Raw genomic sequence first — 20,410 nt, forward strand, 5'->3', positions numbered from 1 at the left:
CTCCTGCACTACCGGGCCGGCTTCGTCTTGACGGGTGATTCGCCCCTTTGGCGTAGCCCCTTTTCCTGGTCGAGGGCCTCGGCCAGCGCTGCGGCCAGCTCGCCGTCCAGGACCATCCCGGCGGCGTGCTGATGCGCCCGGACAGTCGTGGAGTCCACGCTGATCAGTCCCAGATCGACCTGCCCACGAGCGGCGGCCTCGGCGATCATCGCCTGCATCAGGTCTTCGAAGACACCGGCCTTGGCCCAGGACCGGAACCGGTCATAGGCGGTGGACCACGGCCCGTACTCCACCGGCAGGTCCCGCCACGGGCTGCCCGTCCGGAACCGCCACATCACGGCATTGAACTGATGCCGCAGGTCCGGGATCGGGCCCCGCTCACCCAAGGGCAGGTGAGGCTCGATCAAGGACCACTCTGCGTCGTTGAGGTCTCCACGCGCCATGGCGATGACCTATCAGGACCTGCAGATCACCCGCACGCGAATCCCTCTGATCTCAACTCCGTACAGGCCCTAGTACGGCCACGACACCATCCTCTGGCAGGTGGGGAGAATCCGCGTGAGCTCGCCCACATCCCGCGCGAGTACAACCGGGAGGTGACCTTCAGCCCCGACGGGACCCTGCTGGCCCTGGCCGGATACGTCTCCCAGGTGGAGCTGTGGGACGTCGGCAACCCGGCCGACCCGCGACGGAAGGACGTCCTGCCGAGGCGGCACACCGGCGAGGTCTACGACGCGGCCTTCAGCCCGGACGGCACCCTGCTGGTCACGGCCTCCGACGACGCGACAGCGGGGTTGTGGCGCGTGACCGACCCCGGCAACCCGGTCTGGCTCGCCTCGATGGAGCGGCACACCTCCTCGGTGTACGTGGCGGCGTTCTCCCGGACGGCCCCGTTGGTGGCCACCGCCGGCTTCGACGAGACGACGATCCTGTGGGACATCACCATCCCGGAGTCACCCCGCCAGATCGGCATGCTCACCGGCCACGGCCTGCCGGTCTCACCGATCGCCTTCCACCCGGGCGGCGACGTGCTGCTCACCCAGGACAACACCAGCCGGACCGTCCTGTGGGACATCGCGGAGCTGGTCAGGGTGGTCCGCGACCCCCTCGGGCGGGCCTGCGCGATCGACGGCGGCCCGTCCCCCGCCGAATGGCGGCGCTATGGCGGCGCGACACCCCTCGATCCCTGCGGCTGACCTGCTGACGAAAAGGCGGATGGACAGGACGCCGTCTCAGCGCGCCACGGTGAGACCGCCGATCGCCGCGGTCAGGCGCTCGTGGTAGGTCAGGCCGCCGGTGACGTCCAGCTCGAACACGTCGCGCGGCAGCAGGCCGTTGTCGGTCACCGTGATCCGTACCGTCGCGGGGGCTCCGTCGATCTGGCCCCTGGCCTTGATGATCGCCCGGTTCCCGCGGACCACCGTCCAGTCGATCGAGGTGGCGGTCACGGTCTTGGTGCCGATCTGGGCGGTCAGCCAGCCGATCGGGCGGCCCAATAGGTAGGACCCCGCCGGCTGGACCGTCACCGTCGTCCCCCGGGCGTCCCGGCCGATGGCCAGGCCGCTGAGCCGGCCGCGCGGGTCGAACACGGCCAGTTCCGTCGTGGACGGCGGCGCGGTGAAACGGCCGTCGTTCACAGCAAGGGCGGCCGACCACACCTCGGCTCCCGCCGGGATCGGGATCGGCGTGCCCAGCGGGCCGGTCACGGTGACCGGGGCGGCGGCTGCCGTCGAGGACAGCGTGGGCGTCAGGGTGGGCGTCAGGGTGGCGGTGACGGTGACCCCGGTCAGGTCGGCGGGGGTGCCGTCCGCCTCCTGGGTCGCGGTGACGACGAGGGCGGCGTTCCCGGTCGGCTGGGCGCCCTGGCTGGTGACGTTCAGGGTCACCTTCTCCGGGCGGGAGGTGAAGGGCACCCGGAGTGAGGCGGCCGTGTAGGTGGCGTCGCCCGGTGTGGTGACCCGGATGACGTGGGAACCGGGTGAGGGCACCGTGAGCGGCACGCGCGCAGCGCCGTCGGGACCGCTGGTGACCGTGACCTCCTGGGTGCCGAAGGTGAACGTGACGGGGACCCCCGCGACCGGTGCGCCGGTGATGTCGTCGCCGACCGTGACGGACGCGGTGGCCGGGTCGGAGTAGTCGGCAGCGGTGTCGCCCGTGTAGGTCAGGGCCAGCCGCCGCTTGGGCACCTCGGCCAGGAACCGGTAGTCGGTGCGCACATCGGTGTCGCTCGTGCTGCGGCCGGTGGCCGTGAGCGTGTTGCGGGTGTAGCCGACGCCGGTGGGCGCGGTCACGTTGATCGTGGCGGTGGCCCGCTGGCCGGGGGCGAGTGTCATCGTCTGCTTGGTGGCGGTCCAGCCGGTGTCGCCCAGGACGGTGAACTCGAAGGTGTCGGTGGCTTCACCGGTGTTCATGACGGCGTACGCGATGGGGAGCGACGCCCCCTGCGAGATCGTCGGGTGCGGTGCGTTGCCGTCCGGGCCGGCCGGGTCGACCAGGACGCCGGGACCGCGGACGTCGAGGTAGACCTGTGAGTGCCACTCGGACGTGGTGTTCGCGTAGAACGGGCGTCCGATGGCGCGGACGGCGACGCCGGCGGGGCTGCCGTCCGCCCAGGGACGGTCCATCGTGCGCTGCGGGGTACGGGTGTCGGCCGGGTCCCAGGCGTCGGTGTCGTTGCCGCCGCCGCACACCGGGGGATTCTCCACGTCGTCCTCGTCGACGCGACCGTCGCCGTCGTTGTCGGCGTTGTCGCGCGGGTCCTCGTCCTGTCTGCCGTCCACGTCCTCATCGACGCAGCCGGGGGTGCGCACGCCGTCGGGGCGCAGCAGTTCCACCCCGCGCGCGGTCTCCGATCCGGCCGTGTAGTGACGTTCGTCGACTCGCCAGACGACCACGCCGCTGTCGGGGACGTCCTGGTCGTAGGTGCCGGCCCGGGGTGCCCGCGCCTGGACCAGGAAGTAGTCGTCGACGCCCTTGGCCGGGTCGTACAACAGGTAGGAGGTGTCGATGACGGAGGCCGACAGGTCGACGTAGCGGTCCTTGGTGACCACGGTGGGCGTCTGGCCGCCCAGGTGCATCCGGATCCAGGGGCCGGGACGCTGCCAGCGCTCGCCGCCGCCGCAGGTGGGACCAGCCAGATCCCAGCTGCCGACGCCCCAGCCGTAGTGGTCCTCGATGTCGTACATCTGGTGAGCGAGCTCGTGGGCGAACGTCAGGCTGTTGGTCTGGCTGCCGCCGTCGGCCGTCCGGAAGGCGACCGTCTTGCCGTCCAAGGTGCCGCCGGAGGCGACGCCGCGTGTCTGCCCGCAGGCGTCGGTGCCGGGCCTGGAGGTGAAGATCGTGATCACGGCCAGCTCGGAGTCGTCCACGTCACCGTCCCCGTCGGCGTCGTAACGGGCGAAGTCGACGTACGGGTCGGCCAGTTCGAGCATCTTCCTGCGCCGCACGCCGGGGTCCAGCGCGATCGCGGGCGCAGACTGGCCCATGTTCACCATCACCACGCCGTTGTCGCGTTCGCCGTATGTCTCGACCGCCGGGACCAGGACACCGAGGGAGTTGGCCAGGTAGTAGTCGCTGACCGTGCCGAACTCGTTGATGGGGAAGATCTTGTCCCGCGCACCCGCCTCGCTGAGGTTCAGGAGGTCGTCGAATCGCGCGTACAGAACCAGCAGCGGGATCAGCGTGTCGCCGCGGTCATGGAACAGGGCCGAGTGCGGCCGCCCGGGGTGGGCGAAGTCGGGCAGCGGGTAGGGATAGGCTCCCTCGGCTCTGGCGGGTGCAGCCGTCAGCAGGCTCGCCGTGAGTACGGCCGTCAGGACGCCGCACAGGGCGGCCAGGCGCGATCGGGACATCGGGGTGCCTCCCGGGAAGGATCGAGGTCTCGAACGATCCCCGGTCCGGCGGGCGGCTCCCAGCGGGGTAGCCCTCCGGTCGCGGGCGTGCCAGCCCGCGAAACGCCCATCGCCGACCAGGCGGGCCGGCCCGAGACTCGAAGGACACGGGCCGGTCCGCGAGTGGATCAGCTCTTGCGGATCAGCCCGTTGTTGGTCCAGCCCGTCACGACGCCGGACCCCGACGAGACCAGGTAGTCGTCACGGAGGTCGCCGTTGAAGTCGGCCAGGTAGAGCTGGTCGCGGGTCGCGCCGACACCGGCCGCGATCTGGCCTTCGGTGATCCAGGTCGCACCGCCGCCGCCACGGTTGTTGCGCCAGGCCCAGATCAGGCCGTGCTCGTTGACCAGCAGGTAGTCGTCCCGCTTGTCGCCGTCGATGTCGGCGAAGTCGATCAGCGAGGCGGCGACGCCGAAACCTGAGGCGACCTCCTCTTGGGACACCCAGGACACCCCGCCGCTACCGCCGGGGATGTTGAGCCAGGCCTGCACCCTGTGCCTGCGCGCCGACCGGCGGGCCCGAAGATACGCCCGGGAGGCCGCTCCGGTCGACCGCGCTGCTTCAATATCCGCCTATTGATAGTGCCCAGGCCAGCGAGGGGTTCCGCTATCAAGTAGCGCTGCGCCAGACAGTTGTTGTCTGGCGCGCCTCTACCTGTCAGTACGAACACGTATTTGTCAGTGAAGTGTCAGTCGAGGCCTACCTAGTTGACAGTAGCCCGCCTTCACAGCTCTAACCAGGGGTGACTTCATACGTCACCCGCGCGGCCACGGCTAGGGCGGGGGCAGGGCGGCGGCCCGACCCGGGCCGGTACGGAGTGTCACGAAGGCCTTCACCGGCAAAGGCCCCACCCTGTCGGCCAGGCCGAGACATCACACCTGCTGGGCCGGATACGGGAGACAACCGGTCAGCCAGGAGCGGACGACTCCTCGACGAAGCACAAGTCCTCTTCTGACGGCTGGGGACGCTGCACGAACAGCGGAATCCTGGCGTCGCCGGGCGCTACCAGCCGCCGGAGTCGCCGCCGTAGTGAGTGCGAAGGGTCTGTGCGGTGTCCGCGGCTATACGCACTGCCCCGCGGATCTCGCAGGGCAGATCCGGGTCGGCGGCCAGGGGCGCGGTCGCGGTGTGCAGCGCCGCGCCGAGGGTGATCATCGCCGAGGCGATCGGCTCGATGTCCTCGGGTGTGGAATCCCGCAGTTCGTCCTCGACGATGTCGGCCAGTTCTATTAAGTCGGGATCGCTGGCCCCGGCCGAGTAGCGACGCATCACTGCCGGGCCGAGCACCTCGCGGAGTATCGCCAAGGTCCGAGCGCAATGCTCGGCACAGATGGCGAAGGCGTCGCGGCGAGGTAGCGCGTACCGGTCCAGCAGGTCGCTGACCACCCCGCCGGCTGCGAACCCTCGCGCGGCCTGGGCGAGCAGTACAGGAGCGGGTAGAGACGGCTGGTCATCCCGGCCGACGGATGACGTTGCAGTGACGATATCGGTGGCCAAGCCGTTTAACCGGGTGACCATGCCGCCGACTCCCCGCGGTCCACCTACGCGAATCTCGGTCACGGCTTGACGGTACGCCGGACCGGGGTCGTCTGACGGTCGAACCCGATGGCGATCATCGAGGCCTCTATTTGATAGCGCCCAGGTCAGGGGGGTGACGTCCCGTCGGTGGTGTAACTCCAAGCTTGTGAAGCGAGCCCCGGACACGGGGCGAGCCATCGTGTGACGGTCAGCGAGTTCCCGACCAAAGGTTCTCGCAAAGGACACCACACGATGGCTCTGGACCAGTCTGCCCTGCTCGACCTGCTGGAGTCCCTCAAAGCCGCCGACGCCGACGACGTCATCCGCCACGCCCTGCAAGCCGTCCTGCAAGCCCTCATCGACGCCGAGGCCACCGCCGTCATCGGCGCCCCCCCCTCACCAGCGCACCGAGCACCGCCTCACCCACCGCAACGGTTACCGCGACCGGCTGCTCACCACCGCGGCCGGCGACCTGGAACTGAAGATCCCCAAGCTGCGGTCCGGGTCGTTCTTCCCTTCCCTGCTGGAACGCCGCCGCCGCATCGACCAGGCCCTGTTCGCCGTCGTCATGGAGGCCTACCTGCACGGCGTGTCCACCCGCAGCGTCGACGACCTGGTCAAAGCTCTCGGCGCCGAGTCCGGCATCTCCAAAAGCGAGGTCTCCCGCATCTGCGCCGACCTGGATGGCGAGGTCTCCGCCTTCCGCGACCGGCCCCTGGGGCACACCACCTTCCCGTATGTGTTTCTGGACGCCACCTACTGCAAGGCGCGGGTCAACCACCGGGTCGTCTCCCAGGCCGTGGTCATCGCCACCGGTGTCAGCGCCGACGGCCGGCGGGAGATCCTCGGCTTCACCGTCGGCGACAGCGAGGACGGCGCGTTCTGGACCGCGTTCCTGCGCTTGCTGAAAGCCCGCGGCCTGACCGGAGTGCAACTGGCCATCTCCGACGCTCACGCTGGCCTGTTCGCAGCGCTGCGCGCCGTCTTCCTCGGCGCATCCTGGCAACGATGTCGCGTTCACTTCATGCGCAACGTGCTCTCACGCGTCACGAAGGGATCATCAGAGATGGTCGCACCGGCCAGCCCGCCACCGAGGCCGCCCGGCTCGCCCTGCGCGCCCACAAGAGACGCCGCGCCACCAGCGGAAACGGCCGCCGTCAGGCGCCGCCGCTGACCATCCCAGACCTACGCGCCATGATCGACGCCTGCGACCTGACCACCGTGACCGGGCTCCGCGACCGGCTGCTGCTGGTACTCGGGCTGGCCCTGATGGGCCGCCGCAGCGAGCTCGTCGCCCTGCACCGCGCCGACGTCCGTGAGGTTCCCGACGGGCTGGAGGTACGGATCGCCACCTCCAAGACCGACAAGGACTCCGCCGGGCAGACCGTCGCCATCCCGCGCGGCAGCCACCGCTCACCGACCCAGTCGCCGCCCGGCGCGACTGGCTACAGGCCCTGGACCAGGCCGAACAGCACGGCCACGGCGGCGCCCCGGACGCCGTGCCGGGAGGCGGGCGGCGGCTGCGCCGGATCGACCGGCACGGCACCATCGGCCCCTCGCTGACCGGCGAGTCGGTGAACACCATCGTCGGCGATCTGGCCGTCCGGGCCGGGGTTCCCAACGCCGGGACGGTCACCGCGCACAGCCTGCGCGCGGGGGGAGCGACCGTCGCCTACGCCGCCGGCGTCCCGGTCTCGGTCATCGCCGCGCACGGCCGCTGGGCACCTAACTCCCCGGTGGTGCTGGGCTACATCCGCGCGGTGGACCGCTGGCGCGACAACGCGATGCGCAACGTCGGCCTCTGACGGCGAGACTCACTCACGTTGGCCGTGGCTCCGTTGTGTCAAAAAGTCCGCGTCATGTGTCATCTAGTCCGCGTTCTACAGCTCCGACTCCAGTCACATGGAGCTTGGCGCTCATCTCGCGTCGACCCGCTTCCCTCATAACGAGGATTATGTTGGAAGATCATCTAGCGCCATGACACAACGGATCTCGTTTTTCGATTTTCTGTTTCCAGAAAATCGAAAATGCTAAGGTGATCTTCGTGACGTGCAAGCACTGCGGCCGACCCCTGGAACTACGGCAGGGACGAGGCCGCCCCAAGGAGTACTGTCCCGAGACCGACTGCCAGGCCGCCGCCAAGAAATCACGCGAACTCCGCCGAGCCACCCCCGGCCTCGACGGATCGCTGGCCCGGGCCGAGGACCTCTACGAGCGCATGGAAAAGGGGCTGGCCGCCGCCATCGCCCCGCTGGCCCAGGTGCTCGCCGATGAGCTCTCCCCGGCGGGTGTCGAGGCGCGGCTCAGTGCGGTGCAGGCCGAGGCGCACACCCGCGTCGCCGTCGCGCGTGCGGAGCGGGAGCAGGCCTTCGAGCAGGTGCGTCTCGCGCGGGCCGCCACCGAGGAGGCCCGCGCCAGTGCTCAGCAGGCGCGGCAGCGCGCCGAGGAGGCGGAGGCCGAGAGGGACAACGCCTTCACCGACGCCGAGAACGCGCGGGAGCAGGCCCTGGCCGCGCTGCGGGAGGCGGCGGCGACCGAGCGCGTCGCCAAGCAGGCCGCTGACGAGGCCCGGCGCCGGGCCGATCAGGCCGAGTCTCGCCGGGACCACGCCGAGGCCGAGACGCAGGAGGCTCGGGCGGCCGTCACGGAGGCCGAGAAGAAGGCCCGGCGGGCGGAGGTCAGGGCCGCTGCGGCGCAGAAGGACGTACAGGAGGCTCGGAAGGATCTGGCGAACGCCGAGAAGGAGACCGCGGCGGCGTCGGCGCGCGCCGACGCGGCCGAGTCCGAGCGTGACCGCGCCATCGCCCGGGCGGAGGCGGCCGAACACGCCCGAGGCGAGGCCGCCGCCTCGGCGGCCGAGGCGAAGGCGGAGGCGGTCCGTCTCACGGCGGCGCTGGCCCGATCCGAGCAGGTCGCCGCGGAGGCCCAGGCTGAGCGGGGGTCGCTGTCGACGACTGTGGGTCTCCTTCAGGCGGAGGCGGCGGCGCTCAAGAGCGCCGCCGAGAGGAGCGGGGCCGAGCGGGACGCCGCGCAGGAGGCCGCCGCGACGCTCCGGGGCGAGCTCGCTCTGGAGCGGGCCCGGCTCGGCGATCTGCGTTCGGAGCTGGAGTCCGCCCGGATGGAAGCGGCTGTCCTGCGCGAGCGGGCCGTCACGGCTGAGCTCAGGACTCGCACTGGCGACATACCGTCGCAGGCCGACTGATGGTCAGACCGCATTCGGCAGTCCCGCACCGATGAGGTTTCCGCGCCTCGCCCGTCTGTACGGGCGTAAACGAACTCACAGGAGGCTGACACGATGCGGAAACTGACCTTCGCCATGAGCGTGACCCTGGACGGCTACACCGCCGCGCCCGGCGACGACCTCGGCTGGAGCGGGGGAGAGGGGCCGAGCGCCGAGCTGTTCCAGTGGTGGTCCGACCGGGTGGCGGCGACCGGCCTGGCGCTGTACGGGCGCAGGCTGTGGGAGACGATGAGCCCCCACTGGCCGACCGCCGACCAGCGGCCCGGGGCCACCCCGGCGGAGATCGAGTACGCCCGCCGCTGGCGCGACATGCCGAAGGTGGTGTTCTCCTCGACGATCGACCAGGTCGGCTGGAACACCCGGCTGGTCACCGGCGACGCGGTCGCCGAGATCGCCCGGCTCAAGACCGGGGACGGCGGCCCGATGGACATCGGCGGCGCGACGCTCGCCGGGGCGGCCATGCGGGCCGGGCTGATCGACGAGTACGTGCTGGTCACCGTGCCGGTCCTGGTGGGCGGCGGCACCCCGTTCTTCACCGCGCTGGACCACTGGGTGAAGCTGAACCTGGTCGAGACGCGGACCTTTCCCGGCGGCGTGCTGATGACCCGGTACGAGAAAGTGAGCTGATCACAGCGTCGCGGGCAGGCCCAGCCAGGGCTTGTCGCGGGCGTCGAACCCGGTGAGCTCGGCGATCTGGCCGCCGACGACACGCAGGACCGCGAGGGTGAACAGCCGGTGTTCCTGGTCGCCGGGGGCGCGGAGGTACAGCGCGGCGGCCGGCATGCGGTTGACCGTGGTGGCGATGCCGCGCCAGTCGTCGTAGCCGCGCTGGAAGAGGCCGTGGGCGACCCAGCCGTCGACCGCGTCCTCGGCCGTGACGATCACGTCAGGGTTGGGCAGCATCGCGAAGCGCAGGTCGTCGCGGAGCAGGGCCGTCAGGCCTTTGAGGTCGTTGCGCTCATGGGCGTCCATGTACGACCTCACCACGCCGCGCTCGTCGTCCGACAGCTCGTGCGCGGCGGGGCTGCGCCAGTCGAGGCGGCGGCCCGGCAGCTGCGCGCGCACCGTCACCCGGGCCCGTTGCAGTGCGCTGGTCACCGACGCGACGGTCAGTCCGAGGGCGTCGGCGGCCTGGGACGCCGGCCAGCCGAGGACGTCCCGCAGGATGAACACCGCCCGCTGGCGCGGCGGCAGGTGCTGGACGGCGACGATGAACGCCAGCTCGATCGTCTCCCGCGCCACCACCGACTCCTGCGGGTCCTCCGGGAGCATCCCGTCCGGGTAGGGCTGGAGATAGCGGGCGCCCGGCAGTTCGGCGGGCACGGGGATGCGGTCCCCGCGCCTGTCCAGGAAGTCCAGGCAGGCGTTGGTGGCGATCCGGTACAGCCAGGTCCGCGGCGCGGCGTGGCCCTTGAACGACTCCCGTTTCTGCCACGCCCGCAGGAACGTCTCCTGCGTCAGGTCCTGGGCGTCCTCGTAGTGGGCGAGCATCCGGTAGCAGTGCACCTGCAGCTCACGCCGGTAGCGCTCGGTGATGAGCGCGAACCGCGCCGGGTCGCCTGAGCGGGCCGCCGCGATGAACGCGGCCTCGTCGTCACCCGGCACTCTGGCGTCGGTCATGGTCGTCCATCCTGCCGGAAAAGGGTTGGACGGGGTCACGGCCGGGCCGGTACCTTTCTGGCGAACGTGACCCCGCCGCAGGAGGTGAGACCCATGAACGCTGTATCGATGTGGGTGCTCCCCCTTCCCGTCACGGTCGGGCGATCGACGTAGGTGTCGCCGGGAGCGCCGAGACTCCTCCCGGAAGGCACCACCTCAAATGTTCGATGTGATCATCGCCGGTTGCGGACCCACCGGCGCGATGCTGGCCGCCGAGCTGCGCCTCCATGACGTGCGCGTACTCGTCGTCGAAAAGGAAAGCGGGCCGTCCCCGGCCGTCCGGATCGTCGGGCTGCACATCCGCAGCCTGGAACTGATGGCGATGCGCGGGCTGCTCGACCGTCTCCTCCCGCACGGCCGCAGGCGTCCGGCCGCCGGTTTCTTCGCCGCCATCCCCAAGCCCGCGCCTCAAGGCCTGGATTCCGCGTACGCCTACCTGCTCGGCATCCCGCAGCCGGTCGTCAACCGGCTGCTCGAAGAGCACGCGGTCGCCCTGGGCGCGCAGGTGCGGCGCGGTGCCGCGGTCGCCGGGTTCGAGCAGGACGACGACGGCGTGACCGTCGAGCTCTCCGACGGGGAGCGGGTCCGGGCCGGCCATCTCGTCGGCTGTGACGGGGCGCGCAGCACGGTGCGCAAACTGCTCGGGGTCGGCTTCCCCGGGGAGCCCTCGCGGAACGACACGCTGATGGGCGAGATGGAGGTCAGCGCGCCGCCGGAGGAGATCGCCGCCACGGTGGCCGAGGTCAGCCGGGACGTGCAGCGCTTCTGGCTGCGGCCCTTCGGCGAGGGCGTCTACAGCATCGTCGTCCCCGCCGCCGAGGTCGGCGACCGGGCGCAGCCGCCCACCCTGGAGGATTTCCGGCGGGAGTTGCGCGCCGTCGCCGGGACGGATTTCGGCGTGCACTCCCCGCGCTGGCTGTCGCGTTTCGGGGACGCCACCCGCCTGGTGGACCGCTATCGGGTCGGGCGGGTGCTGCTGGCCGGGGACGCGGCGCACATCCATCCGCCGCTCGGTGGGCAGGGGCTCAACCTGGGCGTCCAGGACGCGGTCAACCTCGGCTGGAAACTGGCCGCGCAGGTGCGCGGCTGGGCCCCGGACGGCCTGCTCGACACCTACCAGGCCGAACGCCGTCCGGTCGCCGCCGACGTGCTCGACAACACCCGCGCGCAGACGGAGCTGTCGTCCGCGGAACCGGGCGCGCGGGCGGTGCGGAGGCTGCTCACCGAGCTGATGGACTTCGAGGAGGTGAACCGCCATCTCATCGAGAAGATCACCGCGACCGCCGTCCGCTACGACTTCGGCCGGCGCCCCGACGGCCCGGACCTGCTCGGCCGCCGCCTGCCCGACATCCAGGTGAAGCAGGGCAACCTCTACGGCCTGCTGCGCCAGGGCCGGGGCCTGCTGCTCGACCGCACCGGACGCCTGACCGCCGGCGGCTGGGCCGACCGGGTCGACCTGCTCACCGATCCGACGGCGGAGCTGGACGTCCCGGCCGCCCTGATGCGTCCCGACGGTCACGTCGCGTGGATCGGCGACGACCAGCGGGACCTCGACGTCCACCTCTCCCGCTGGTTCGGCGGTCCTGACGCCCCATGATGGAGGGATGCCGAAGTTGTTCGCCCGCATGTGGCCCCGGATGCGTCAGACCCTCGACAGCCGCGGCATGACCGAGCATCGGCGCGCCCTGCTGGCGGGGCTGACCGGGCAGGTCGTCGAGGTCGGCGCGGGTGACGGCGCGAACTTCGCGCACTATCCGGCGACCGTCACCCGGGTCCTGGCGGTGGAGCCCGAACCCCGGCTGCGCGAGCTCGCGGCCGGGGCGGCGGCCAGGGCCCCGGTCCCGGTCGAGGTCAGCGGCGCGTCGGCCGGGCGGCTCCCGGCCCCCGACGCCTCCGTGGACACCGTCGTGTTCTGCCTGGTCCTGTGCACGGTCCCGGACGTCGACGGGGCCCTCGCCGAGGCCAGGCGGGTGCTGCGGCCGGGGGGTCAGATCAGGTTCCTGGAGCACGGAAGGGCCGATTCTCCCGGTCTCGTACGTTTTCAGCGCGTCCTGGACGCGACCGTCTGGCCCCCTCTGGCGGGCGGCTGTCACACCTCCCGCGACATCGTCACGGCGCTGGAGCGGGCCGGGTTCACCATCGCCGACCTGCGGCGGTACAACTTCCCGCCGGTCCGCACCCCGTGGTCGTTCCACGCGCGGGGCACCGCCACCGTCGGCTAGCTACTCGCAGCGCCGCGTCCGGTCGGTGCCGGGCCCGCCGTTGCAGGAGTCGGCGTCGGCCCCGCCGTCGAGGTCGTCGGCCCCGCCGCCCCCGTTGAGCTCGTCGGCGTCGGCGTCGCCGCGCAGTTCGTCGTCGCCGCTGCCGCCGTTGAGCTCGTCGGTCCCCGCGCCGCCGGACAGGTCGTCGCCGCCGGTGCCGCCGTTGAGTTCGTCGGCGCCGGGGCCGCCGCGCAGCTCGTCGTCGCCCGCGTCGCCCCGGAGGGTGTCGTCGCCGCCGTTGCCGCGCAGGGTGTCATCGCCCTTCCCGCCGCGCAGGTCGTCGTGGGTGCCGCTGCCGCGCAGCTCGTCGTCGCCGTCGCCGCCGAGGACGACCACCTTCTGGCCCTTGGGCAGGAGGTTCACCACGACGACGTCGTCCCCGTCGCCGGCCACCACCTTGATCTTGGTGGCCGTCTTGACCACCACGGTGGTCGGGCTCTCGGCGACGCAGCCCTTGATGGTGCCGGCCTCGTCCTCCAGGCGGATGACGTCCACGTCCTGGGTGATGGTGAGGTCGTTGGCGACGCCGGGCTCGGCCGTGTAGACGAGCTGGCCCCCGGTCAGCTCGGCGCACGTCCCGGCGGTCACCGGGGCGGCCTTGGCGGCGGCGGGCGTGGCCAGGGCGGGCAGAGTCAGAAGCGCGGCGGCGAGCAGGGCGCCCGACGATCGTCCCCAGCTGTTCATGGTTCCTCCTGGTGGTCGGCTTCGGGCTCACGCTAGGGAACCGGGACGGTCCTGATCATCGGTGCCGTCCCTAGAGGTTCGGGAGGGTCTGCCCCCCTGCGCGGGCCGGGCCGCTGTGAGAGCATCCCGGCCATGACCTGTGTGTGCGGGGCGGGCGCGGGGCCGCTGGGGGAGTGCGCCGACTACTACCACGCCATCCTGTCCGAGGAGCAGCGCGATCCGGGCATGTGGTCCTGGCACGCGCCCGTCGTCTGCGCCTACCTGCTCCAGCACCCCGCCGACGGCCACCCGAGGTTTCTCGACACGCAGTACCGCTGGCTGCAGCTCCTGCTCGACCAGGGCATCGACGCGCTGGTCAAGGTCGCGGCCTACCAGAAGGCGCGCAACCGCCACGGGTCGCGGCAGGGCTACGACATGGCGCCGTTCGAGAAGTACGACCCGCTCCCCGCCGACTTCCCCACCCGTTTCCGGGAGTCCTTCAGCGGGCTGCCCGTCGCCGATGGCAGTTTTGTCTTCGACGGCCACGAGGCATACGGACGCCGGATCGGGATACTCGCCGAGGCGACCGTGGAGGCCTTTCGATCCAGCTGAGAGGGAGACGCGCATGCTCCGAGGACCGGGCACGATCATGTTCTGGGCCGATGACCTGTCGGCCGCCAAGAGCTGGTACGCCGAGGCGCTGGGGGTGGAGGCCTACTTCGAGGTCCCCGGCTACATCGAGTTCCGCATCGGCGACCACCAGACCGAGCTCGGCATCGCCGACCGCCGCTATGCCCCCGACGGCATGAAGCAGGGCCCGGCGGGCGCGATCGTCCACTGGGCGGTGGACGACGTGCGCAAGACCCTCGACCGGCTGCTGGAGCTGGGCGCCGAGACGCTCATGCCGGTGACCGAGCGCGGCGAGGGGTTCGTCACCGCGGCGGTCACCGACCCGTTCGGCAACGTGCTGGGCATCATGTACAACCGCCACTACCTCGAGGTCGTCAACGGTCGAACCTGACCTCCTTGAGCCGGTCGGCCCCGGCCCGCGTCACCACGTGGGCCGTGAGGGCGGGCGCGGGGTCTCCTGCCTGCACGCGGCCAAGAAGCCGTCCCCACCTGCGCAGATGCCGCCCGAAGGTGGCCTTCGGCACCACCCGCCCCCGGCTTTGCTGCCCGGCCGCCGCCAGGTCGGCGGGGGTGTCGAGCAGCAGCAGGTGGAGCCGGGTGCCGCGCCGGACGGCCAGCCACGCCAGCAGGTGGAGGATGGGCGCCGCGCAGCCCCGGTTGTGGGCGATCACCGGGCCGGTGCGCATCGCCCGCGAGATGCGGGAGATGTGGGTGACCCAGACGACGGCGGTCCTGACCGGTTTGGGGGCCCAGGCCAGCTTGGCCGCCCACCGCAGCCGCGACTGGTAGCTGTCGATGACGGTCAGGCCGTCGCGGACGACCGGCCGGTCCTCGTCGCCGCGCAGCCGGTAGAGGCGGCGCAGCAGCGTGGTCTTGCCCGCGCCCGGCAGGCCGGTCAGGATCACCAGCGATCCCGGCGGATAACTCAGCGTGTCGGCCGTGCTCTCGGCGGCCGGAACCCCCAGGGTCAACCTGTCCCCTCCCGTTGTCACCCATGATGGCGAACAATCGCGGGCGGTGGGCTCATACGCGGTCGCGGGCCAGCATGGCGCGCAGTTCGGCCGCCTCGACGTTGGCGCCGAACGGCTCGGTCCCCGGCTCCAGGCGCACCCCGTCGGCCAGCGACCCGGCGAGCACCGGGTCGAACCCGAGCGCGTCCACGATCGCGGCGACGGCCGCGACGTCGGCGGGGTCGTCACCGGCGACGGCGATCGCGCGGCGGCCAGGCGCTCCGGCGGGCCGGGCGCCGTCCTCCAGGTCGTGGTAGCCCATGTGGTTGAACGCCTTGACCACCCGCGCGCCCGTCAGGAACTCCTGGACGATCCGGCTGGAGTCACCCAGGTCGTCGCGCACGCCGTCGACCTCCCACCAGTAGTTCATCGCGTCGATCACGAGCTTGCCGCGCAGTTCCTCCACCGGGAGGGTGCGGTGCCGGCCCAGCGGCAGGGCCAGCACGACCACGTCGGACCGGGCCGCCGCCTCGGCGGAGGTGACCGCGACCGCGCCGGGCACCAGCACCTCGACGACCAGGGCGATCCGCGCGGGGTCGCCGGAGCCCGCGATGAGCACGTCGTATCCGGCCGCGACGGCCAGCCGGGCCAGGACGGTGCCGACCTTGCCCGCACCCAGGATGCCGATGGTGGTCATGACCGCCCGGCCAGGAGGTCGCGGACCATGGGGATGACCTTGGAGCCGTACAGCTCGACGGCCTTGAGGCGGGCGCTGACCGGCTGCGGGCCGACGCTGTAGATGAGGTCGAAGCGGGCGACGCCCAGACTGGTGACCGCTGCGGCGATCTTGCGGGCGACGGTCTCGGGCGAGCCGATGTAGAGCGAGCCGTGGGCGATCTCGGAGTCGTACTCCGAGCGGCGGATCGGCGGCCAGCCCCGGGTCGCGCCGATCCGGTCGCGCATGATCTTGTAGCCGGGCCAGAACCCCTCGGCGGCCTCCTCGTCGGTGTCGGCGACGAAGCCGGGCGAGTGCATGCCGACCGGGTGGGCGGTGGTGCCGAACTGGCCGGCGGCCCGCTTGTACAGGTCGATGTAGGGGGCGAACCGGTCGGGCGCGCCGCCGATGATGGCGAGCATCAGCGGCAGGTCGTAGTGGGCGGTGCGGATCACCGACTGGGGTGAGCCGCCGACGCCGACCCAGGTGGTGAGGCGGCCCGACTCGGTCTTGGGGTAGACGTCGGCGTTGTCGAGGGCGGCGCGGACGGTGCCGCTCCAGGTGACCGGCTTCTCCTCCAGGAGCCTGGCGAACAGCTCGATCTTCTCCTCGAACAGCACGTCGTAGTCGGCCAGGTCGTAGCCGAACAGCGGGAAGGACTCGGTGAAGGAGCCACGCCCGAGGATCACCTCGGCCCGGCCGTTCGACAGCGCGTCGACGGTCGCGAAGCGCTGGAAGACGCGCACCGGGTCGTCGGAGCTGAGCACCGTGACGCCGGAGGCCAGGCGGATGCGGGAGGTGCGGGTCGCGATCCCGGCCAGCACGGTCTCCGGGGTGGAGATCGAGTATTCGGGGCGGTGGTGCTCGCCCAGGGCGATCACGTCGACGCCGAGGTCGTCGGCGAGCACCGCCTCGTCGAGGACCTGGCGGATCGCGGCGGCGTGGGAGACGGGGGTCCCGGCGTCGTCGTTCGGCACGTCGCCGAAGGTGTCGAGGCCGAAGGAGATGTCGGTCATGCGCTTCTTCTTCTCGGGGTGAGTAGTTCGCGGACGCGGGGGGCGACCTCGCGGCCGAGCAGCTCGATGGTGCGGGCTCGGGCGTCGCGGGGGAGGTGCATGATGTCGTACTTGAGGTCGAAGCGGCTGAGCCGCAGGTCACGGGCGGTTCTGGCGATCTTCTCGGCGACCGTCCGGGGGGAGCCGACGTAGAGCGCGCCCTGGTCGAGCTCGGCCTCGAACCGCTCCCGGGTGGGGGCGTAGAAGCCGCGCTCGGCCGCCAGCGCCGCCACGACCGGCTGCCAGTGCCGCCACCAGACCTCCCGGGCCTCCTCGTCGGTGTCGGCGACCAGGCCCAGCGAGTGTTGCCCGATCGGCTGGGCGGGGCGGCCCGACCGCTCCAGCGCGGTGAGGTAGAGCTCGACGTTGCCGGCGAAGCGCTGGGGGCGTCCGCCGATCACGGCCATCATCAGCGGCAGGCCGTGGCGGGCGGCGCGCAGCACCGAGGTGGGGCTGCCGCCCACGCCAATCCAGGTGGGGATGCCGCCGGGGCGCATGCGCGGGCGCGGCAGGTGCCGCACCAGCGGGGCGCGGACCGTGCCCGACCAGGTCACCCGCTCCTCGCGTTCGAGGCGCAGGAACAGGTCGAGCTTCTCCTCGAACAGCCGCTCGTAGTCGGCCAGGTCGTAGCCGAACAGCGGGAACGACTCGGTCGCCGAGGCGCGGCCGAGCACGATGCGGGCCCGGCCGTCCGACACCGCGTCGAGGGTGGCGAACTCGTTGTAGAGCCGCACCGGGTCGTTGGTGCTGAGCACGGTCACCGACGTGCCGAGCGCGATGCGCCCGGTCGCGGTGGCGATCGCGGCCAGCAGCACCGGGGTGGCCGAGTCGGTGTGGCCCTCGCGGTAGTGCTCGCCCAGGCTGAACACGTCGAGCCCGGCCGCCTCGGCGAGCCGCGCCTCCTCGACGATCAGCCGGACGGTCTCGGCGTCGGAGAGCACGCGGTCGCCGTCGGTGGCGACCTCCCCGAACGAGTTGAGCCCTATTTCGAACATCACTTGCCTCGACGTCATACGATCGAAAATGATTGACATGTCAATTATATTCCGGGAGGAGACCGGGGTGACCAGGGTGACCCAGCGCAGGGGCCAGTTGCCGACGCGGGAGGAGCTGCGGATCTGGCGCGACTTCATCGAGACCACCGACGCGCTGCGGGCCGAGCTCGCCGCCCGCCTGCACAGCGACTCGGCCCTGTCGACGGGCGACTACGCCGTCCTGCTCGCCCTGACCGAGGCCGAAAGCGGCCGGTTGCGCTCCTCCGAGCTGGCCGCGACGATCGGCTGGGAGCGCAGCCGCCTGTCCCACCATCTGGGGCGCATGGACCGGCGCGGCCTGGTGCGGCGGGAGAACTGCACGACCGACAACCGGGGTGCGGAGGTCGTCCTCACCGAGGCGGGCGCCGCCGCCTTCGGCCGGGCCACCGTCCCGCACCTGCGCGCGATCCGCGAGCTGTTCGTCGACGCGCTGACCCCCGAGCAGGTCGCCGCCGCGGGCGACCTGGCCGCGACCCTGCGGGCCCGGCTGGACGCGGCCCCCGGCCCGTCGAAGGCGTCGTAGAAGGCGGAATCCTCCCCAAGGAGGATTCCGAACAGACGTACGAAATCCATATAGTTGCCCCATACAGGGGCGATTCACACGGGGGCGTGTGGTGGACTTCGAGATCCTGGGGCCGGTGCGTGCCCTGAAATCGGGGCGGCCGGTGAGGCTTCCGCCCAAAGCGCGGGCGGTGCTGGGGGCGCTGCTGCTGCATCCGGGCGCGGTCGTGTCCAAGGACCGGCTCCTGCGGTGCGTCTGGGACGAGCCGCCCGCCTCGGCGATGGCCAATCTGCAGAACTACGTCTCGCTGCTGCGCAAGGAGGACATCGCGGTCGAGACGCACGAGCGCGGCTACCGGCTGCCGCTGGACGCCGGCCGCCTGGATCTGCTGGCCTTCGACGACGCGATCCGCCGGGCCCGCAGGAGCAGCGACGACGACCCGGCCGAGGCCATCGAGCTGTTCGGGCGGGCGCTGGGCCTGTGGCGGGGGCGGCCGGCCGAGGACGTGCCGCTGGGGGTGGCGGTAGCGCCGCGCGTCAGCGAGCTGGAGGAGCAGGCGGCCGCCGCCCGGCTCGACTGGATCGACCTGCGATTACGCGCCGGTCACCACAACGACCTGGTCGGCGAGATCAAGGCGCTCGTGGCGGCCGCGCCGCTGAGCGAACGGCTGTGGGTGCGGCTCATGCGGGCCCTCGACGGCGCGGGCCGCCGGGCCGAGGCCCTGGAGACCTACCGGCGGGCCCGCTCGGCGCTGGTCGGCGAGCTCGGCGTCGAGCCCGGCCCGGAGCTGCGCGAGCTGCACGCCGCGCTCCTGGACGGTACGCCCGAGGTGACGCCGCGCCGGGGGCCGTGCCTGCTGCCGCCCGACATCGCCGGGTTCGTCGGCCGGCGCGGGGAGGCCCGCCGCGTCGCCGAGGCGCTGCGCACCACCGGGGGCGCGCCGCCGATCGTGGTCGTGTCGGGGCCGCCCGGGGTCGGCAAGAGCACGCTGGCCGTGCACGTCTCCCACGAGCTGCGGGCGCGCTTCCCCGACGGCCAGCTGTTCGCCCGGCTCGACGGGGCCTCGGCCGCGCCGCGCGAACCGGCGGCGCTGCTGGCGGAGCTGCTGCGCGCCCTCGGGGTGGACGGCGCGGCGCTGCCGCCGGCCGCCGAGGAGCGGGCCGCGCTGTACCGGGCGCTGCTGGCCGACCGGGCGGTGCTGGTGGTGTTGGACGACGCGGGCACCGAGACCCAGGTGCAGGCCCTGCTGCCCGGGACCGCGGACTCGGCGGTCGTGGTGACCTCGCAGGGGCCGCTGCCGCTGCTGGCGGGCGCGACCGCGGTCCCGCTGGACGTGCTGCCGCCCGCCGACGCGCACGCCCTGTTCGCCCAGGCCGCCGGGCCTGCCCGGGTGGCGGGCGACACGGCGGCGGCCGAGACGATCGTGCGGGCCTGCGGCCGGTTGCCGCTGGCGCTGCGCATCGCGGGGGCCCGGCTGGCGACCCGCCCGGCGTGGCCGCCGGCGGAGCTGGCTCGGCGGCTGACCGAGGCGCGCCTCGACGAGCTGCGCTGGGGGCGGCTGTCCATCCGCAGCCCCTTCTCGACGAGTTACGCCGCCCTGTCGCAGGAGGCGCGGCGGGCGTTCACCGCGTTCGGGCACCTGGGGGTGGACGGCCTGGCGTCGTGGTCGGTGGCGGCGCTGCTGGGCGAGCCGGAACGCGCGGCCGACTCCGCCCTGGAGGAGCTGGCCGCCGCCGGCCTGGTCACCGCCGGTGAACGGGACGCGGCCGGGCAGATCCGCCATCGCATGCACAGCCTGCTGCTGCTCTACGCGGCGGAGGTGGCGTCGTCGTCGCGGGAGGCGCTGCGCCGCCTGCTGCGGACGGCGACCGCCCGGATCGCCGGCGCCGACCGGGCGTGGATCCTGGCCGAACGCGAGCTCCTGACCGCCGCCGTCACCGCCGCCGCCGAACGGGGCCTGACGGCCGAGGCCGCCGATCTGTCCGCCTCGTGCGCGCGAGGCACGCCCTGGGCCAGATCCAATTGCGTCAGGGCGATGCCGAAATGGCGCTGCGGCGCCGCACCGTCCGGCGGATAGGGGCCGGGAAAGAGCGGTGGCCCCCGGGAAATGCCCTGTATCCCGGGGGCCGAAGGGCCGCCATATCGCGGCACCGGCGGCGTTTAAGGCCACAGATCACGATCATGTCGCCTGCTCTTCCGTTGAGCCACGGGCGCATGAGAGCACCCGGCGGGATTCGAACCCGCAACCTGACGACCTTCGTCCGTGGCCGGTCGATCCGGTGACCGGCGGCG

The 20,410-nt window shown here is 72.2% G+C and carries 21 protein-coding genes and 1 pseudogene; 12 read left to right on the forward strand and 10 right to left on the reverse strand.

Translation table 11 applies throughout. From position 1 onward, the window contains the following. Positions 1-8 precede the first annotated feature (8 nt). Positions 9-443 (reverse strand): IS5 family transposase, encoded by a 435-nt coding sequence (locus AW270_RS36585; RefSeq protein WP_061299482.1) that lies wholly within the window; start codon positions 441-443, stop codon positions 9-11. A 153-nt stretch (positions 444-596) separates the two neighbouring features. Here AW270_RS36585 and AW270_RS36590 point away from each other — a divergent pair, with 153 nt between their 5' ends. Further along, a complete protein-coding gene (locus AW270_RS36590; protein WP_061300740.1) occupies positions 597-1,196 on the forward strand; it encodes a WD40 repeat domain-containing protein in 600 nt (199 codons plus the stop codon). Between the two features lie 36 nt (positions 1,197-1,232). On the opposite strand, the gene AW270_RS36595 is transcribed toward AW270_RS36590, so the two are convergent. The 3 genes from AW270_RS36595 to AW270_RS36605 all read right to left on the reverse strand — a co-directional run bounded on the left by AW270_RS36595 (position 1,233) and on the right by AW270_RS36605 (position 5,450). Continuing rightward, positions 1,233-3,851, reverse strand: coding sequence for a hypothetical protein (locus AW270_RS36595; RefSeq protein WP_061300741.1), 2,619 nt, complete (start codon positions 3,849-3,851; stop codon positions 1,233-1,235). 167 nt (positions 3,852-4,018) lie between these two features. Continuing rightward, entirely contained in the window at positions 4,019-4,333 is a 315-nt protein-coding gene (locus tag AW270_RS36600) for an FG-GAP repeat domain-containing protein (protein ID WP_218009445.1), read from the reverse strand. Between the two features lie 559 nt (positions 4,334-4,892). Next, on the reverse strand, positions 4,893-5,450 hold the full coding sequence (locus AW270_RS36605) for a hypothetical protein (protein WP_157523178.1): 558 nt from the start codon (positions 5,448-5,450) through the stop codon (positions 4,893-4,895). 210 nt (positions 5,451-5,660) lie between these two features. Here AW270_RS36605 and AW270_RS36610 point away from each other — a divergent pair. The 5 genes and pseudogenes from AW270_RS36610 to AW270_RS36625 all read left to right on the forward strand — a co-directional run. Continuing rightward, positions 5,661-6,480 (forward strand): annotated as a pseudogene (locus AW270_RS36610) (IS256 family transposase); the annotation flags it as partial. A 122-nt stretch (positions 6,481-6,602) separates the two neighbouring features. Then, positions 6,603-6,971, forward strand: coding sequence for a site-specific integrase (locus tag AW270_RS37155; RefSeq protein WP_063819472.1), 369 nt, complete (start codon positions 6,603-6,605; stop codon positions 6,969-6,971). 11 nt (positions 6,972-6,982) lie between these two features. Then, a complete protein-coding gene (locus AW270_RS37160; RefSeq protein WP_157523181.1) occupies positions 6,983-7,213 on the forward strand; it encodes a site-specific integrase in 231 nt (76 codons plus the stop codon). 230 nt (positions 7,214-7,443) lie between these two features. Next, positions 7,444-8,610: a coiled-coil domain-containing protein gene (locus AW270_RS36620; protein WP_245675029.1), complete on the forward strand. Its 1,167-nt coding sequence runs from the start codon at positions 7,444-7,446 to the stop codon at positions 8,608-8,610. A 93-nt stretch (positions 8,611-8,703) separates the two neighbouring features. Beyond that, a complete protein-coding gene (locus tag AW270_RS36625; protein WP_061300745.1) occupies positions 8,704-9,276 on the forward strand; it encodes a dihydrofolate reductase family protein in 573 nt (190 codons plus the stop codon). On the opposite strand, the gene AW270_RS36630 is transcribed toward AW270_RS36625, so the two are convergent. Then, positions 9,277-10,269, reverse strand: coding sequence for an RNA polymerase subunit sigma-70 (locus AW270_RS36630; RefSeq protein WP_061300746.1), 993 nt, complete (start codon positions 10,267-10,269; stop codon positions 9,277-9,279). It abuts the gene before it with no gap. 199 nt (positions 10,270-10,468) lie between these two features. Here AW270_RS36630 and AW270_RS36635 point away from each other — a divergent pair, with 199 nt between their 5' ends. Both AW270_RS36635 and AW270_RS36640 read left to right on the forward strand, forming a co-directional pair. Continuing rightward, positions 10,469-11,905, forward strand: coding sequence for an FAD-dependent monooxygenase (locus AW270_RS36635; RefSeq protein ID WP_061300747.1), 1,437 nt, complete (start codon positions 10,469-10,471; stop codon positions 11,903-11,905). A gap of 7 nt (positions 11,906-11,912) precedes the next feature. Then, complete coding sequence (locus AW270_RS36640; protein WP_061300748.1) at positions 11,913-12,530, forward strand: class I SAM-dependent methyltransferase; 618 nt, start codon at positions 11,913-11,915, stop codon at positions 12,528-12,530. On the opposite strand, the gene AW270_RS36645 is transcribed toward AW270_RS36640, so the two are convergent. Beyond that, entirely contained in the window at positions 12,531-13,253 is a 723-nt protein-coding gene (locus tag AW270_RS36645; protein WP_061300749.1) for a calcium-binding protein, read from the reverse strand. Positions 13,254-13,385: 132 nt separating this feature from the next. Between AW270_RS36645 and AW270_RS36650 the strand changes: the two genes are divergently transcribed. Beyond that, positions 13,386-13,844: a DUF5946 family protein gene (locus AW270_RS36650; protein ID WP_061300750.1), complete on the forward strand. Its 459-nt coding sequence runs from the start codon at positions 13,386-13,388 to the stop codon at positions 13,842-13,844. A gap of 13 nt (positions 13,845-13,857) precedes the next feature. Beyond that, complete coding sequence (locus AW270_RS36655) at positions 13,858-14,253, forward strand: VOC family protein (protein WP_061300751.1); 396 nt, start codon at positions 13,858-13,860, stop codon at positions 14,251-14,253. On the opposite strand, the gene AW270_RS36660 is transcribed toward AW270_RS36655, so the two are convergent. The 4 genes from AW270_RS36660 to AW270_RS36675 are packed head-to-tail and all read right to left on the reverse strand — an operon-like array spanning position 14,237 to position 17,595. Beyond that, the gene (locus tag AW270_RS36660; protein ID WP_245675030.1) at positions 14,237-14,833 is read right to left on the reverse strand and encodes an AAA family ATPase; all 597 of its coding nucleotides are present in this window, start codon (positions 14,831-14,833) and stop codon (positions 14,237-14,239) included. The genes AW270_RS36655 and AW270_RS36660 overlap by 17 nt on opposite strands. Before the next feature lie 52 nt (positions 14,834-14,885). Beyond that, positions 14,886-15,509 carry an NADPH-dependent F420 reductase gene (locus AW270_RS36665; protein WP_061300752.1) on the reverse strand — a complete coding sequence of 208 codons (624 nt, stop codon included), beginning with the start codon at positions 15,507-15,509 and terminating at the stop codon, positions 14,886-14,888. Continuing rightward, positions 15,506-16,543 (reverse strand): LLM class flavin-dependent oxidoreductase, encoded by a 1,038-nt coding sequence (locus tag AW270_RS36670; protein WP_061300753.1) that lies wholly within the window; start codon positions 16,541-16,543, stop codon positions 15,506-15,508. Before AW270_RS36670 ends, AW270_RS36665 begins: the two co-directional genes overlap by 4 nt. Beyond that, positions 16,540-17,595: an LLM class flavin-dependent oxidoreductase gene (locus AW270_RS36675; protein ID WP_061300754.1), complete on the reverse strand. Its 1,056-nt coding sequence runs from the start codon at positions 17,593-17,595 to the stop codon at positions 16,540-16,542. Before AW270_RS36675 ends, AW270_RS36670 begins: the two co-directional genes overlap by 4 nt. Positions 17,596-17,614: 19 nt before the next feature. Here AW270_RS36675 and AW270_RS36680 point away from each other — a divergent pair, with 19 nt between their 5' ends. Further along, positions 17,615-18,139: a MarR family winged helix-turn-helix transcriptional regulator gene (locus AW270_RS36680; protein ID WP_061300755.1), complete on the forward strand. Its 525-nt coding sequence runs from the start codon at positions 17,615-17,617 to the stop codon at positions 18,137-18,139. Between the two features lie 91 nt (positions 18,140-18,230). After that, positions 18,231-20,195: an AfsR/SARP family transcriptional regulator gene (locus AW270_RS36685; RefSeq protein WP_157523184.1), complete on the forward strand. Its 1,965-nt coding sequence runs from the start codon at positions 18,231-18,233 to the stop codon at positions 20,193-20,195. Positions 20,196-20,410 lie beyond the last annotated feature (215 nt).

This window comes from Herbidospora cretacea (assembly GCF_001570605.1).
Lineage (GTDB): Bacteria > Actinomycetota > Actinomycetes > Streptosporangiales > Streptosporangiaceae > Herbidospora > Herbidospora cretacea.

Excerpts from the sequence above, each read along its gene's own strand:
- AW270_RS36665 (WP_061300752.1), bottom strand. The coding sequence starts at position 15,509 with ATGACCACCATCGGCATCCTGGGTGCGGGCAAGGTCGGCACCGTCCTG.
- AW270_RS36595 (WP_061300741.1), bottom strand. The coding sequence starts at position 3,851 with ATGTCCCGATCGCGCCTGGCCGCCCTGTGCGGCGTCCTGACGGCCGTA.
- AW270_RS36635 (WP_061300747.1), top strand. The coding sequence starts at position 10,469 with ATGTTCGATGTGATCATCGCCGGTTGCGGACCCACCGGCGCGATGCTG.
- AW270_RS36650 (WP_061300750.1), top strand. The coding sequence starts at position 13,386 with ATGACCTGTGTGTGCGGGGCGGGCGCGGGGCCGCTGGGGGAGTGCGCC.
- AW270_RS36645 (WP_061300749.1), bottom strand. The coding sequence starts at position 13,253 with ATGAACAGCTGGGGACGATCGTCGGGCGCCCTGCTCGCCGCCGCGCTT.
- AW270_RS36585 (WP_061299482.1), bottom strand. The coding sequence starts at position 443 with ATGGCGCGTGGAGACCTCAACGACGCAGAGTGGTCCTTGATCGAGCCT.
- AW270_RS36640 (WP_061300748.1), top strand. The coding sequence starts at position 11,913 with ATGCCGAAGTTGTTCGCCCGCATGTGGCCCCGGATGCGTCAGACCCTC.
- AW270_RS36655 (WP_061300751.1), top strand. The coding sequence starts at position 13,858 with ATGCTCCGAGGACCGGGCACGATCATGTTCTGGGCCGATGACCTGTCG.
- AW270_RS36630 (WP_061300746.1), bottom strand. The coding sequence starts at position 10,269 with ATGACCGACGCCAGAGTGCCGGGTGACGACGAGGCCGCGTTCATCGCG.
- AW270_RS36625 (WP_061300745.1), top strand. The coding sequence starts at position 8,704 with ATGCGGAAACTGACCTTCGCCATGAGCGTGACCCTGGACGGCTACACC.
- AW270_RS36675 (WP_061300754.1), bottom strand. The coding sequence starts at position 17,595 with ATGACGTCGAGGCAAGTGATGTTCGAAATAGGGCTCAACTCGTTCGGG.
- AW270_RS36680 (WP_061300755.1), top strand. The coding sequence starts at position 17,615 with ATGTCAATTATATTCCGGGAGGAGACCGGGGTGACCAGGGTGACCCAG.
- AW270_RS36670 (WP_061300753.1), bottom strand. The coding sequence starts at position 16,543 with ATGACCGACATCTCCTTCGGCCTCGACACCTTCGGCGACGTGCCGAAC.
- AW270_RS37155 (WP_063819472.1), top strand. The coding sequence starts at position 6,603 with ATGATCGACGCCTGCGACCTGACCACCGTGACCGGGCTCCGCGACCGG.